At 38.2% G+C, this 15,262-nt stretch carries 11 protein-coding genes; 4 read left to right on the top strand and 7 right to left on the bottom strand.

Features of this window, described 5'->3' with window-relative positions; genetic code table 11:
* Positions 1-67 precede the first annotated feature (67 nt).
* From LCM02_RS16025 to LCM02_RS14385, 7 genes are all read right to left on the bottom strand, one after another.
* The gene (locus LCM02_RS16025; protein WP_224931552.1) at positions 68-2,200 is read right to left on the bottom strand and encodes a sigma-54 interaction domain-containing protein; all 2,133 of its coding nucleotides are present in this window, start codon (positions 2,198-2,200) and stop codon (positions 68-70) included.
* Positions 2,201-2,342: 142 nt separating this feature from the next.
* Positions 2,343-3,146, bottom strand: a complete 804-nt coding sequence (locus LCM02_RS14410; protein WP_224931550.1) for an SDR family NAD(P)-dependent oxidoreductase — start codon at positions 3,144-3,146, stop codon at positions 2,343-2,345.
* A gap of 1 nt (position 3,147) precedes the next feature.
* On the bottom strand, positions 3,148-4,548 hold the full coding sequence (locus tag LCM02_RS14405; protein ID WP_224931548.1) for an aminotransferase: 1,401 nt from the start codon (positions 4,546-4,548) through the stop codon (positions 3,148-3,150).
* A 50-nt stretch (positions 4,549-4,598) separates the two neighbouring features.
* The gene (locus LCM02_RS14400) at positions 4,599-5,366 is read right to left on the bottom strand and encodes an SDR family NAD(P)-dependent oxidoreductase (protein ID WP_224931546.1); all 768 of its coding nucleotides are present in this window, start codon (positions 5,364-5,366) and stop codon (positions 4,599-4,601) included.
* 2 nt (positions 5,367-5,368) lie between these two features.
* Positions 5,369-6,487 carry an MFS transporter gene (locus LCM02_RS14395; protein ID WP_224931544.1) on the bottom strand — a complete coding sequence of 373 codons (1,119 nt, stop codon included), beginning with the start codon at positions 6,485-6,487 and terminating at the stop codon, positions 5,369-5,371.
* A 13-nt stretch (positions 6,488-6,500) separates the two neighbouring features.
* Positions 6,501-8,051, bottom strand: a complete 1,551-nt coding sequence (locus LCM02_RS14390) for a long-chain-fatty-acid--CoA ligase (RefSeq protein WP_224931542.1) — start codon at positions 8,049-8,051, stop codon at positions 6,501-6,503.
* 9 nt (positions 8,052-8,060) lie between these two features.
* Complete coding sequence (locus LCM02_RS14385) at positions 8,061-10,544, bottom strand: TonB-dependent receptor (protein WP_224931540.1); 2,484 nt, start codon at positions 10,542-10,544, stop codon at positions 8,061-8,063.
* Between the two features lie 126 nt (positions 10,545-10,670).
* Here LCM02_RS14385 and LCM02_RS14380 point away from each other — a divergent pair, with 126 nt between their 5' ends.
* The 4 genes from LCM02_RS14380 to LCM02_RS14365 are packed head-to-tail and all read left to right on the top strand — an operon-like array spanning position 10,671 to position 15,247.
* A complete protein-coding gene (locus LCM02_RS14380) occupies positions 10,671-11,192 on the top strand; it encodes an Lrp/AsnC family transcriptional regulator (RefSeq protein ID WP_224931538.1) in 522 nt (173 codons plus the stop codon).
* A gap of 4 nt (positions 11,193-11,196) precedes the next feature.
* The gene (locus LCM02_RS14375; RefSeq protein WP_224931536.1) at positions 11,197-12,423 is read left to right on the top strand and encodes a Zn-dependent hydrolase; all 1,227 of its coding nucleotides are present in this window, start codon (positions 11,197-11,199) and stop codon (positions 12,421-12,423) included.
* Positions 12,424-12,457: 34 nt separating this feature from the next.
* Positions 12,458-13,957: an aldehyde dehydrogenase family protein gene (locus LCM02_RS14370; RefSeq protein ID WP_224931534.1), complete on the top strand. Its 1,500-nt coding sequence runs from the start codon at positions 12,458-12,460 to the stop codon at positions 13,955-13,957.
* A gap of 15 nt (positions 13,958-13,972) precedes the next feature.
* Positions 13,973-15,247 carry an aspartate aminotransferase family protein gene (locus LCM02_RS14365; protein WP_224931532.1) on the top strand — a complete coding sequence of 425 codons (1,275 nt, stop codon included), beginning with the start codon at positions 13,973-13,975 and terminating at the stop codon, positions 15,245-15,247.
* Positions 15,248-15,262 lie beyond the last annotated feature (15 nt).

Here is a 15,262-nt window from a genome sequence, read left to right as displayed (position 1 = left end):
TATCACGACAAAAAAGAGTCAAAAAAGGAAAGATAAAAGGAATGAAAAATAAATTTTGAAGTAGTTCCTATTTTTGGGTTATACCTGTTCTGGATATCCCTAACTTTTTCATTTTTGATCGTAAGGTTGCTTCGTTGATATCGAGAACAGAGGAGGCACTTCCCTTACCTGAGATCTTCCATCCTGTTTCATTCAAAATACTGATTATATACTCACGTTCAACTTCAATAAGGGATTTATGTTCTTTCTGCTGAAGTTTTGGATTTTCCTTTAAAATGGCAGCATCAACAAATAATTTTTTTCTGTTCATGGAGGAGATCACACTTCGTTCAATCACATTTTTTAATTCACGAACATTACCGGGCCAGGAGTAGGCCTGCAATTTTTTGACGGTTGATACCGATACAGGTAATGGATCCACGTTTAATTTCTCACAGTAAGCTTCTAAAAAATGTTCCACCAATAATGGAATGTCTTCTATCCTGTTTCTAAGCGGAGGCACCGTTATTGGGAAAACAGACAAACGGTAATAAAGGTCTGATCTAAAGAAACCTTCTTCGGTAAATTCTTTAAGATTTCTGTTCGTTGCGGCTACTACCCTTACATCAACTCGCTTTAACTTTTCACTTCCCAGTGGGTTGAATTCAGAATTTTCCAAAACCCGCAGTAGTTTTGCCTGTAAATCAAGTGGTAACTCTCCAATTTCATCTAAAAATATGGTGCCGCCATCAGCGAGTTCAAATCTCCCTTTTCTCGCATTTATAGCCCCTGTAAACGCACCTTTAACATGTCCAAAGAGTTCACTCTCGATCAAATCCTTGGGTAAAGCTCCACAATTTACCTTCACATAAGGCTGGTCAAATCGATTGCTTCTGTCATGTATCGATCGTGCGACCAACTCCTTTCCCACTCCGGTTTCTCCTTCAATGAGCACAGAGGTATCTGTTTTCGCCACTTCATCAATACTACGAAAAACATACTTCATCGTTACGCTTTCACCTATCATGTCGTGGTCTATTCGTGAAGCCTGCTGTAAATTCTTTCTTAAATAGGTATTCTCTTCTTCTAACTTTGAACGAAGTTTGATCAATTCCTTATTCGCCTCAATAATAAGGCTATGATTTTTCTCTTTCTCAGTGATATCCGAGCCAATAGTCAAAATCTCCTTAACATCTCCTTCAAGATCGACAATAGGAACATTTGACCAACTAACAATCTTTCTATTAGCCTCTTTGTCCAAAATTTCGAAATCAACTTTCAATTCATCTTTGTCATTAATGATTTTAAAAAACTGTTTATCCAATTTGTCATGATTCTTTTCTGAGACCATTAACTTCTTAAAACTTTTGTTTAAAACTTCCTTTTCTTTATAGCCAGAGAATTTATAGAAAAATGGGTTTGCGTAAATTATATTGCCTTTCGGGTCTACCGCTATTACTATAAGACCGACACTTTGTATAAGTGAATTAAAGTTCTGCTGGATGTTTTTAAGACTGCTTTCAAAATAACTCCCCTTCCTCAATTCCATGAATATATCCAGATTCAACAACAATAATACTGGCAGCATAAAATACTCTGTTAAATAAACTCCATTGATCACTCCTATGTCAATCAACACATCATAAACATTTGACATCAGATAAACCGCCGCAATCAAAGTAAATATTGTTTTTCTTTCATTAGAGTTCTTTCCTGTAGCCAGATAAATCTGATAAATTAGAAATGCTGTGAACAAAAGATAGGACAGGATCACAACAGGAAAGTAATAAGGATTTATTTCCCCTATTAATAAATAATAATCTTGATTAAGTACTACTATTCTTTCCAGTCCTGAAATACTTTGGTATATCAGGCTATTAGGAAATATTAAGTTTAAAATAATTAGAAATCCCGTAAAACCAAGTAGAACATTTAAAAAAAGTCTCTTTTTAGGTGCATTCAATTCCTGCAGAATGGCAAATAAAAACATCATTTGAATCAGGTAGAAGCTTATGTGATAAGGGAGAATTTTACCGATAAATTCTAACGATTCACTGGAATGCAACTGGACAGAGAAATAGAGATAGCAAGAGGCAACAAAACCTAAAAGACCCATTAATAAATTTACAGGACTCTTTTTGCTAAAAAAATAAAACAGCAGCTGGCCAATAGAAAAGGCCATATAAATACCTATGATAAAATAAGTAATGGATTGATACACTCGAAAATACCTTTTAATGATTCGTACTAAATAAACAAAAATAACAAATGTTTATCTAAAGATTTCCGATGTGCTAAAAACTTTAAATGCCAGTAGGTTTGGGATGCTCCTTTGTTAAAGTCAAATCCATTTGTCATTCATTTTATAATCCCGCAGACATACCACCAGCAACAGGTAATGCAATACCTGTAATATATTTTGATTGGTCACTTGACAAAAAAACTACAGCATCAGCCACCTCAGCAGGATCTCCATATTTTCCCAACGGAACCAACATACTCAACTCTTTTATTGCCGTATCCCGATCAACATTATGGTCTTTCATAAATCCTGATACCTCAATATCTGACATAGCCGTATCTATCATTCCCGGACATACACAATTTATTCGAATGGAATGACTTCCATATTCGGCCGCCAAATGTTTTGTTAGGCCCACAACGGCAAATTTCGAAGCTCCATAACCAGAAAATTGAGCCAAACCTGCTAATCCTGCAGTCGATGCATTATTTACTATGACCCCGGCACCTTGTGCAATCATATGGGGTAACACTGCCTTGATAAGTTTTACCATACCAAAAACATGAACATCAAAAGCCAAACGCCAATCTGATTCATCGAGATTTAGAAAATCACCGACACCAGCAGGAACTCCCGCATTATTGAACAAAATATCAATTCGACCATATTGGGCAATAACCTGATCAACTAAATTCTTTATATCATCATCATTTGTTACATCCAATCCAATTCCAAAGGCCCTTCCACCATCTCTTATAATCTGGTCAACCACCTCCTGAACCGGGCCAATATCCTTATTCTTTAATTTATCTGTTACGACCACAGTAGCACCTTCGGACCCCATTTTTAAAGCTGTGGCTCTCCCCATACCTCTATCACTTGCCGCTCCAGTGATAATAACAATTTTTCCCTCCAGCAAGCTCATTTTAATTTTTCCAAATTTTTTCTCTTAGTAAATCATCCATAGTCAATTCTATGCTCTTCCTTAAAATCAAAATCGATTGATCAATAGCCGTTTTATCAAAGGTCAAAGGAGGCGACAAAACGATTAAGGCACCAATTGGCCTAACGATAAGACCCATTTTTCTAGCGTGGTGATAAACACGCTTTGCAATACCAATTTCAGGTTCAAAAGCAAATTTTGTCGTTTTATATGCTACTAATTCCAAACTCAACATATAGTGACTCCCCCTCACATCGCCTACAATATCCAGATCAGACAAGGTCTTGAGCTGTTGTTCAAAATATGGGCCCCATTTTTGAACATGTTGACAAAACTCATCTCTTTCCAATATTTCAATATTCTTGAGACCAACTTCACAACATAAAGGATGACCTGAATATGTAAAACCATGAGAGAAATAGGGATTTTCCTTTTTGGGACGGCTTATCACCTCATAAATTTCATCGGAAATTACCGTTGCTCCAAGGGGTACATACCCCGATGAAAGTCCTTTGGCCATTACAATTACATCTGGACGGATACCAAACATTTCTTCTGAGGTGACCATATGCCCCAGTCTTCCAAAGGCAGTAACAACTTCGTCAGAAATATAAAAAATGTCATATTTTTTGCACAATTCATAAGTTCTTTTATGATATCCCTTGGGAGGCACAATTACACCTCCAGCTCCCATAATGGGTTCCGCGATAAAGCAGGCAATATTCTCTGCACCTTCAATAAGAATATAATTCTCCATTTCATCGATAAGAAAATCACAGAATTCAGTTTCTGAAAGCTCATTCTGATTTCTGTAAGCATATGGAGCCGTCAGATAATGTATCATGTTCATTGGAAGGTCGAAAGCCAAATGGGTCGAACTAATTCCCGTTAATGCATGCGCTAAATACGTACTTCCATGATAAGCCAAATCTCTTGAAATGATTTTTTTCTTATTAGGCTTTCCAATCAGGTTATAGTAATAATGAATCATTTTTATGGCAGTATCATTAGCCATGGATCCTCCTGTTCCAAAAAATACATGATTCAGATCTTGCGGACATAAACTAGCAATTTTAGCTCCTAAATCAGCAGCAGGAATCGAGCCTGCATCTTCAAATGTGTTGTAATAAGCTAATTTTCTCGACTGATCAGCCATAGCTTCTGATATTTCTTCATTACCATGTCCTATATTTACACACCACAATCCAGCTATACCATCAATATATTCCTTTCCGTACATATCATAAATATGATGGTCCTTTCCCTTTTCATAAATTACAGATCCCTCTTTTTTGAAATTATTAAAATTAGTATAAGGATGAATTACATGATTTTTATCCTTTGTCCAGATTTCCGTCTCCTTTGTTTTCAATTGTTTCTCCATTTGAATCAATATTTATTTTGTTAAGTAAAACTTCAGCTTTTTTTTGCTTGTTATTCCAGTATCCTTTCCAGTAATTGATTACTCACCCCAGCGGTCCATCCCCCATCTACAATAAGAGCCTGCCCATTGATGTATCGTGCAGCCTCACTCGCCAAAAAATGAAATACTCCAACCAAATCATCAGTTTCGGCTACACGAGAAATAGGAGACAATAAGTTGCTCATAAGTTCTGCATAGGCAGCATCATCTGATTCAGCCATCATTGGTGTTTTTGTATTTGAAGGACACACAGCATTCACCCTGATTCGCTGATCGGCAAGTTCTATGGCCGCCGTTTTCGTCAAGCTGATCACTGCAGCCTTACTTGCAGCATAAGGCTCCATTCCCGCAACTTTTGTAAAGGCTGCCTGAGAGGCCGTATTAATAATACAAGCTCCTTGATTCATATATCTTGGCCCGTACTTGAGCCCATACATCACCCCCAATACATTGATGTCGAACACTTTTGACCATTTAACAGTATCTCCCTCTTCTAAAACTCCAGACAGAAGAGAAATTCCGGCATTATTTATCAAAACATCTATCTTTCCAATTTTATTGAAAGCGGATTCAAAACCAACTCTAACTGATGATTCCTTTGAAACATCCATAAATACATAAGTTGCCCCAATACTTTCTGCTAATTTCTCGCAGTTTTTTATATCAGCTAAGATTACTTTAGCTCCTTCGTTGATAAAATTCTTGACCAATGCCAATCCTATACCACTCCCTCCTCCTGTAACCAAAATATTCCTGTTTTGTAAAGAAAAATATTCCATAACTACATTGATTTCTTTTTGAAAGATGCATAAACAAATGACGTACAGGCTATTGAAAAAATCAAGGTTGTAACGACGGCAACTAGACTGTAACCCCCATAATGATAGAATATTGAAAGCGCGAAAGGCCCTAAAGCAAATCCAATAGAATACATTGGCATCACCATCACCATGGCCTTGCCAGTTTGATCACTCTCAGCCAATATGCCTGTAGCATAGGGTAATATCATATTGATCGCAAAACTACCGATGATGAGTGCGGCCACAAACATTACAGGTGACGGTTGAGATGATATGAAAATCCCAAAAACAATTAACCCGGCAGCACTAATAATAATTGGAACCATTCTTCCGTATTTATTGGCGACCATTATCGGTATCAACAGGCCTATTATGGCAGCTACTAAAGAAATAAAAAGAGCGTCGGCAATAAAGTCTTGAGAAAACCCTTGATCCTTACCTATACGTTCTGAAAAGGCCCATAAACCTCCATAACCAATGAACATAATCAATATACCTGCCAATCCGATTGATGACTTATGGCTGAGTCCAATTAATTTACCACTACCCTTCTCAATGATTTTATTAACTGGCAGAAATGAGATCACCAAGGGTACAGCTATTAGAGCCATCAGTATTTGCAATCCAAATATGACAGCAACCGAACTCACTTTCGATAATAAAGGGATCAATTCTACACTGAGTGCACCAACGACCAATGTAAGTATCAAATACATCGCAAAATTCCTCTCGGTTTCCTCTGAATCATTCAATACGACCAAAGCCAATGCAATAGCGATGCCCTCACCAATGCCTGTGATAAATCTAATCATCAACAATGATGTAAAATCATCCTGAAAGATAGAAAGAGAATTTCCAGCCATGATAAGCATTAAACCGATCAGAGCAACCTTCTTCCAATTAAATTTCCTGATCCAGAAAAAAGAAGAAATAGACGCAATGGCTGAGCCCACCAGATCGGATGATGCAAACTGTCCCTCCTGGACAGGAGTTAAAGACATGGACTCAGATACAATTCCCACCATCTGAGGAAGAAGATAAATCAATAACAACCCCGCATTTCCAAGAAAATAGCATGACCATAAATTTGCTTTTGTCATTTTTGATTTGTTTTTATTTTCTAAGCTCTCGTTTTAAAATCTTTCCTGTCGCACTTAAAGGCATTTCAGAGATAAATTCGACTATTCTGGGGTACTTGTAAAGAGCAATTCTGGTTTTAGTCCATTTAATTATCTCTTCTTCCGAAACACATTTCTCGTCATTAAGAACAATGAATGCCTTTATTTCTTCTCCCATTTTCTCATCTGGCACTCCTATAACGGCCACAAGTGAAACACATTCGTGCTGCATAATAACCTCTTCCACCTCCCTTGGATAAACATTAAGTCCTCCTCTTAAGATCATATCCTTGGTACGGTCAACTATATAATAAAACCCCTCTTCATCCTGAACAGCGACATCCCCTGAATGCATCCATCCGTTTTTAAGGGCTTCAGCCGAAGCAGAAGGCATTTTATAATACCCTTTCATCACATTGTGTCCCTTAAATAAGAGTTGACCTTTCTCACCCGGTGAAACAGGATTTCCAAGATCATTAACAAGTTTTACCTGCACGCCCCAAACCGGTTTCCCTATTGAACCTGCCTTTCTTTTTTGGCCTGGGTGATTAAAGCTGACTACCGGAGATCCCTCTGACATCCCATATCCTTCGTAAATTGAAACTTGAAATTTCGATTCAAAATCATTTAATAATTGAACCGGTAATGATGCTCCTCCAGAGATACAGAATTTGAGATTTCTGCTAATTTTTTCATAATCAATTAAACCGACATCATCTATGTGATTCAAAAGTGCCCAATACATGGTTGGAACACCTGCAAAGATGGTGACTTTCTCCATTTGCATTCTTTCAAGGACCAAGCCCGGATCAAATCTTGGCAACACTACGTTACTGATACCATGCATGATACTGGCATTCATCAAACAGGTTTGTCCAAAAATATGGAACATGGGTAATACCGTCATGGTAATATCATCCTGATCAAACTGAAAAAGATGTCTGCACAAATCCGCATTCCAGGCCAAATTAGAATGAGTTAGTTCGGCCCCTTTAGGTTTACCTGTGGTACCCGATGTATATATGATTACAGCCGTATCCTCTGCTCCAACCGGAACCAAATCAAACGACTTTGATTCTGGCTCGATAAAAGCCTCAAACGATTTTGCCAATGGGAAATGTTCTCTTTCATCCATCTCATTAGGCATGATGATAATTTCTTTGCAGGAAGAAACTTCTCGAAAAGCCGCATATCCTTCAGCACCTATCGGAAGTATATCCCATCCCTCATGACAAAAATAAAAAGAGGCCTCTGCATCCTTCAAATGATAAATTATCTCATCCCTTTTAAGCAAAACACTCAAAGGAACCACAACACCTCCTGCTTTTAAAATACCATAATAAATAGCCGGAAAAAAGTATGAATTCGGACAGCTCAGAGCAACCTTATCATTCGCCTTGATACCGGCATTTATTAAAGCATTTGCCACTTGATTGGAAAGACAATTTAGTTCTCCAAAAGACAATTCCTTAAACTCGCCAATAATAGCTGGCTTGTCAGCATATCTTTTAGCCGAATCTTCTAAACAAATGGATAAATTAAACATTATGCACAATTAAAAAAAGTTCGCTCTAAAATCAAGACCCATGGTTCTTGCCTGGTTCAAGGAAACAAAATCTCCGATCAGCCCCTGAAATCCATGCCCGAAATAGACCTGATCTGAAAGGTTTTTCCCCCATAATCCAATGTTATATCGTCCATCTTTTAAACTGTATCCAACTCTTGCATTGATTAAGGTTACTGCCTTTCTGGAAATTGTTTCTGTATTAAAAATATCGTTATATGATTTAGCGGAATGGTTGAAATCAACACGCATAGAAAGCCTGCTGCCATTGTCAAAAGTTGTTCCATACTGAGGGGAGATGCTAAATGTATAACCTGGAGCCTTGGACAGCTCATTACCGCTTAAATCAATGTCTCCAAATAAGAACTCATCATATTTCATTTGTTGTACCCCACCGTTTACATCAATCTGGAAACCTTTCGCCAGAATGGCACTGAACTCTAATTCACCTCCATAACCAGAAGATTTTTCCGCATTGGCTATGACATTTGTGAGGCCCGCAAATAATAATTCTTGCTTATCCTTATAGTCAATATAATAGGCCGCTACATTTAAACGGATCTTAGTGGTAAGTGATGACTTGAAACCAATCTCAAAGCTATTGATAAACTCTGGCTTGTATAAAACATTGTCCTCCGTAGGTTCAAAACTATCTGTTTCTAAATAAGTTGATACTGCAAAATTATAACCCGTTCCTTTAAACCCTCTGGAAAACTTTCCATATAAAAGATTCTTTTCATTAACCTGATATGACAAACCAATATCACCCGTAAATATATTATCAGTGTTATCAAAAGTTTTTTGCTCATAGGGAGTTCCCAATAACCATACAATTGGAAACCCAACAGCATCAATCGCATCCTGACTCTCAACCGTTTCCTGAAGTGTCTTGAAAGTTTTTGATTCTGAAGTGAACCTCAATCCCACGTTCAAGGATAATCTATCGGTAAATTTATACCCTAAAGATCCAAATGCCGCAAAACTATTGTTGGAAATACTGCTATTATTAGAAACAGATTCTGTATAACCGGGTATAAACAGGTCATCTACCCCGAGATCCGGGCCAAGTAAGGGTGGCAAAAATTCCTGGGTTACCCCGATATCATTTCCTTTAATGTTTTCATTAACATAATATAAACCCGTGACATAATTCAATTTGAGGTCTCGAGGTGAATTCAATCTTATTTCTTGTGAAAACGTTCCGAATTCCTGGCTTCTGTCAAGATATACTGCCGGAATCGCGGAGGCTTCAACATCCTGAATTGATTGATCCTCAGAACTTGAATACGCTGTTATCGAAGTTAATGTATTGTTCCCTATATCGGCAACCACTTTTCCGGATAAGCCAAACTGGCTCCTTTCAAAGGTAAAAGGTTCACTAAATGATGCCTCCCTGTTTTCATAATCATCCGGGGCAAATAAAATTGGGTCAAATGCCTGAAGATCCTCAGAGCTTAAATATGAAAATGATGCTTCAGCAGAATTATCTTTCGCATAATACCCTTCAAAAGTGATATCAACGTGGTCACTTGGCTTAACTAACAGAGAAGCCCTCAGCCCATAAAATTTCGTTTCATTTACCTTATCAATCTCAGGATCAATATGCTTTACAAAACTTCCATGTCTTTGATTATAAGCTCCTGAAATTCGGAGTGCAACCTTATCTTTAGACAACTCGATATTGGCCATAGCCTTCGCACTGAAAAAATCAAAATTACCGCCGGAAACTTCTACGGCTCCACTGTTAAACATGCCTGGCTGGGCCGATATAATGTTAACCACACCACCTACAGTATTTTTGCCGAACAAAGTTCCCTGAGGTCCTCTTAAAACTTCTATTCGTTCCACATCCATGATTAAGGAGTTAAATCCATAAGCTCTTGATTGATATACATCATTTATATACATACCAACAGCTTGCTCTAATCCAACCCCGTCGAAATTAGTTGAAAGCCCCCTGATAGATATATTGGTCAGCGAAGGCCCGTACGAATCTGTAATTACATTAGGAACCGCGGTTAAAGCTTCAACAGAGGTATTAACCGTCCTTTCTTCCAAATCCTTTCTTCCTACAACTGTGGCGGATACATTCACTTTTTGCAAATTTTCCTCGACCCTGTTTGCCGTAACCACGACATCTTTAAGCGTTAATCCGTCTGGAGAAATACCAATGGTGATTCCACTTGATTCTTGTCCTTTTTTAATCTCACTCTCCGACAAAACATAGGTTTCATAGCCTAAAAAGCTAATTTCAATTTTAGAATCGGCGTTTTCAATATTCAATGTAAATTCACCATTAAATCCTGTCGCCACTCCATTATCCGTTCCTATCTCCAGCACCGTGGCACCTGGTACCGGATCTCTAGTTTCAATATCAATAACATACCCTTTAATAGTCTGCGCGGATATGTTTTGAGTCATCACTGAAACAACCACCACAATGAGTATTAATTTAATTTGATTTAAGTTCATCATTTAAAATTCTTAGTTATTAGTCGTATTTTTTCATAATTGAACCGCTAAATTATAAATTTTTTATTTATAACCTAATATTTTGTATTTTTTTTATTTTTAATGTACTTTTGTGAAAATTTTTTATTTATGAATTTATCCCATCCTCAATTAGATCAAATCGATATTCAAATACTTACTCATCTTCAAAAAGATGGGCGAAAATCTTTTACAGATATATCCCATGAAATGAATGTATCGGTGGGTATGATCAGAAACAGGTATCAAAAATTAGTGGAAAATAAAGTATTACACATTATTGGCTGGACAGATCCGGTCAAAGCAGGATTAAATGCTTATGCCAGAATCAATATAAAAGTCAGACCAACTGATATCATCCAAGAGGTCGTGGAAGAGCTTACAAAAATTCAGGAGGTAAGTTTCCTGGCCCTCACCTCCGGTAATTATGACATCGAGATCAATATGACTTGTATTAATAATAAACACCTGCTCGATACCATGAATCAAAAAATTCACTCTATCAATGGGATTTTCGAAACAAATACCACGATGTATCTGGATGTTAGAAAATGGGCATCTCAAGATGTAAGTACAGATTTCAGCCACCTTGAAGTAAAAAACCAAGGAAAAGAAATAAATAAAAAAAAGTGATTAAATGATAGGGATCAACGAAGACAGGCTTTGGAAAAGGCTTATGGAAATGAGTCAGGTTGGAGGCACTGCCAATGGAGGTGTATGCAGAGTAACTCTGACGGAAGAAGATAAACAAGGACGGGATTTGTTTATTGAATGGTGCAAACAGGCAGGCTGTAGCATCGAAATAGATCAAATGGGTAATATTTTTGCCAAAAGAGCAGGCAAGGATAATTCATTGCTACCTGTTATGGTGGGAAGTCATTTGGACAGTCAACCCACAGGGGGAAAATATGATGGGGTACTGGGTGTTTTAGCAGGCCTTGAAGTTATAGAAACTCTAAATGACTTAGAAATTATCACTGAACATCCTATTGAACTTGTTTCATGGACCAATGAGGAAGGAGCAAGGTTTTCTCCGGCAATGATATCTTCTGGCGTGTTTGCCAAAGAGTTCAGTTTAGAATACGCATATTCAAGAAAGGATAAAGATGGTTTGTTGCTGGGTCAAGAGCTTGAAAAAATCGGATATAAAGGTAGTGTCCCGGTTGGAAACAGGCCTTACAAAGCCACTTTTGAACTACATATTGAGCAAGGGCCTATTTTAGAAGCCGAGCAAAAATCTGTTGGGATAGTTACAGGAGTTCAAGGAATTCGATGGTATGATCTGACTTTTCAAGGTCAGGAAACACATGCAGGTCCTTCACCAATGGGTTACCGAAAAGACCCGGTTAAAGAAATGCTTCCCTTATTGACCAGGATTTACGATTTCGAAGAAGAGTTTGGAAAACATGCACGAATTACGATTGGGAATCTAGTTGCCAGCCCGGGTGTTAGAAATACTGTACCAGGGGAACTTAATGTCACACTTGACTTAAGGCATCCGGATACGGATACTTTGACAGCCATGGATCTTGCCTTGAAAAAACTCATATCAAATTTTAACAAAACCAAAAAAGTTCAAGTCGAATTGGATCAAATTTGGTACTCAGAACCGATTCGTTTTGATGACAAATGTGTGTCGGCGGTTCGTGATGCCGTCGCCAAACTTGACTACCCTGCTATGGAACTGGTTAGCGGTGCTGGTCATGATTCTGTATATATTTCTAAAGTTTCTCCAACAAGTATGATTTTCATTCCATGCGAAAAAGGATTGAGCCATAATGAAAAGGAAAACATTGAAAAGAAAGATGCCTTTCAAGGTACAAATGTCCTGTTGCATGCTGTTTTAGAACTTGCCCGCGAATAAAAATCATCCATTTTGTATCATTAAATCAATAATCATGAAAGAATTAACAAAGACAATGGGTTTAAACGATTGCACTATTGACTTTTTAGATAATCCTGCTAAAATGCTCATAAATGGAGAATGGGTTTCGGCTCAAAGCGGAGAAACCTTTAAAACCATTAATCCTGCAGATGGAAGTTTTTTAAACGAGATACCTCTGGCCGGTAATGCAGACGTTAATACGGCTGTAAACGCAGCAAAAAAATCCTTCGAAACTGTTTGGAATAATACGACTACACCGGCAGATCGAGCCTCTCTACTTTGGAAGCTGGCAGATCTGATGGAAAGAGATAAGCAAATCTTAATGGAACTTGAGACGCTTGACAATGGCAAACCCTTAGAAAAAGCAAGATACGACGTGGATTCTGCTATCAATCATTTTAGATATTATGCAGGTTGGGCCACCAAAATTGAAGGTAACACATTACCTGTTGGAAACGATAGCATAGCCTATACTAAAAGAGAACCACTGGGTGTTACCGGCTTAATAGTTCCATGGAACTTCCCGTTGATGATTGCTGCCTGGAAATTGGCTCCTGCTTTAGCTTGTGGTAATTGCTGCGTTTTAAAGCCTGCGGAGCAAACATCCTTAAGCGCCCTTTACTTGGGCAAACTCATTGAGGAAGCCGGATTTCCCAATGGGGTGGTGAATATCGTAACAGGCCCCGGGCTACCTACAGGTCAGGCAATTTCTTCACATATGAATATTGACAAAGTTAGTTTTACCGGATCCACCAAAGTTGGCCGCCAAATCATGGAGGCCGCTGCGCATAGCAATTTAAAAAAAGTGAGTCTGGAACTAGGCGGTAAATCACCCAACATCATTTTTGAAGATGCCAACTTAGACCATGTATTTGAGAGTATTGTTTGGTCTAGTTTTTATAATACCGGTCAGGAATGCACTTTGGGTTCAAGAATTTATGTTCAGAGAAGTATCTACCAAAAGGTAGTTGATATCCTAAAAACAAAGGCTGATTCATTGAAAATTAATAAGGGAATGTTAAATCCAGACCTGGGACCAATGATCAGTGAGTCTCAACTTCAAACCGTTTTAAAATATATTGACATAGGCATCAATGAAGGCGCCGAACTCATTACTGGTGGTAAAAGAATACAAGGCGAATTAGGAAATGGTTACTTTATAGAGCCCACTATTTTTGCTCATCAAAATGACCAGTTACAGATTGTACAGGAAGAAATTTTTGGACCTGTCGTGGTGATTTCCTCATTTGATACTTTTGACGAGGTGGTTGCCAGAGCCAATGATTCAATCTATGGACTAGCGGCCGCTGTTTGGACCAATGATATTTCTAAGGCTCATCGATTTGCAAACAAAGTTCAATCTGGTACAGTTTGGATCAATGGATATGACATGTTCGATCCGTCAGTCCCTTTTGGAGGCTTTAAACAAAGTGGTATAGGAAAAGAAATGGGAAAAAGCGCAATTGAGTTATATACCAAGGAAAAAACGGTATGGATTGGGCTTAAAGATTAATAATTAATATTAAAAATGAATAAAACTATAAATTCCGGAAGAGACTACTTATCACCGGTCTGGACAAATCTTACTGAAATTACTCCCGTAAAAGGAGAAGGAATTTACCTATATGACGAAGCTGGTCAGTGTTATATGGATTTTACTTCCGGTATTGGAGTAACTAATACAGGCCATAGTCATCCATACATTGTAAAAGAAGTTCAAAAACAGGCCGAATCACTTTTATTTGCGCAAATGAATTGTGTGATCAACCACAGAAGTTCAGAACTTGCCGAAAAATTAAATAGTTTAACGCCTGAACACCTCAACAGATTCTTCTTTTCAAATAGTGGAGCTGAAGCCACCGAAAGCAGTGTAAAACTGGCAAAAGCAGCAACAGGCAGAAGTAACATCATCGTATTTCAGGGTAGTTTTCATGGCAGAACCCATTTAGCCATGGCCATGACTACGTCTAAAACGATTTACAGACAGAAATATCATCCTTTACCTTCCGGAATTTTTGTGGCACCTTTCCCCAATGCATTTTACTACGGCTGGGATGAAGACAGTACTGTTGATTTTTGCATCAAAGAACTCGATCTGCTGTTAAAAGGCCAGACGTCACCGGATGAGACCGCTGCAATTATTATTGAACCGGTTCTGGGAGAAGGAGGCTATGTGCCTGCTCCAAAACGGTTTTTACAGCATTTGAGAAAAATATGTGATCAATATGGGATCATGCTTATTATAGATGAGGTGCAGAGCGGTTTTGGAAGAACAGGTAAATTGTTCAGTTTTGAGCATAGTGAAGTGAAACCAGATATCCTGGTTATGGCTAAAGGTCTGGGAAGTGGCTTACCGATCTCTGCCATAGCATCGAATGAGACACTGATGAATAAATGGATACCAGGTACGCATGGTGGAACCTATGGGGGTGGCAGCACCCTCCCAACCGCAGCAGCATGCGCCACAATTGACGTACTATTGAATGAACATTTGATTGAAAATGCCTCTGCAAGAGGAGTTCAGCTAGTTGAAGGGCTAAAAAATTTACAGGAAAAATTTCCATTTATGGGAGATATTCGAGGGCAGGGACTTATGATCGGAACTGAGTTTATCAATCCTGACAGGAGCCCTAACCCTGAAGTCGCAAGCAATATCATAAGTCATTGCCTGGAGCAAAATCTTATTTTAATGGGTTGCGGCACTTACAAAAATGTCATTCGCTGGATACCACCTCTTGTAGTGACCGAATCTGAAATCAATAAAAGCCTGCGAATTTTTGAAAAGGCCTTAGAACTGGTTTAATAAAAAATCGTGACT

Source organism: Lutimonas saemankumensis (assembly GCF_020171465.1).
Lineage (GTDB): Bacteria > Bacteroidota > Bacteroidia > Flavobacteriales > Flavobacteriaceae > Lutimonas > Lutimonas saemankumensis.
This window is presented reverse-complemented; position numbering and strand designations above follow the sequence as displayed.

Coding starts and splice junctions, on each gene's coding strand:
- LCM02_RS14380 (WP_224931538.1), top strand. CDS start 10,671: ATGAATTTATCCCATCCTCAATTAGATCAAATCGATATTCAAATACTT.
- LCM02_RS14410 (WP_224931550.1), bottom strand. CDS start 3,146: ATGAGCTTGCTGGAGGGAAAAATTGTTATTATCACTGGAGCGGCAAGT.
- LCM02_RS14365 (WP_224931532.1), top strand. CDS start 13,973: ATGAATAAAACTATAAATTCCGGAAGAGACTACTTATCACCGGTCTGG.
- LCM02_RS14385 (WP_224931540.1), bottom strand. CDS start 10,544: ATGATGAACTTAAATCAAATTAAATTAATACTCATTGTGGTGGTTGTT.
- LCM02_RS14400 (WP_224931546.1), bottom strand. CDS start 5,366: ATGGAATATTTTTCTTTACAAAACAGGAATATTTTGGTTACAGGAGGA.
- LCM02_RS14370 (WP_224931534.1), top strand. CDS start 12,458: ATGAAAGAATTAACAAAGACAATGGGTTTAAACGATTGCACTATTGAC.
- LCM02_RS14390 (WP_224931542.1), bottom strand. CDS start 8,051: ATGTTTAATTTATCCATTTGTTTAGAAGATTCGGCTAAAAGATATGCT.
- LCM02_RS14375 (WP_224931536.1), top strand. CDS start 11,197: ATGATAGGGATCAACGAAGACAGGCTTTGGAAAAGGCTTATGGAAATG.
- LCM02_RS14405 (WP_224931548.1), bottom strand. CDS start 4,548: ATGGAGAAACAATTGAAAACAAAGGAGACGGAAATCTGGACAAAGGAT.
- LCM02_RS14395 (WP_224931544.1), bottom strand. CDS start 6,487: ATGACAAAAGCAAATTTATGGTCATGCTATTTTCTTGGAAATGCGGGG.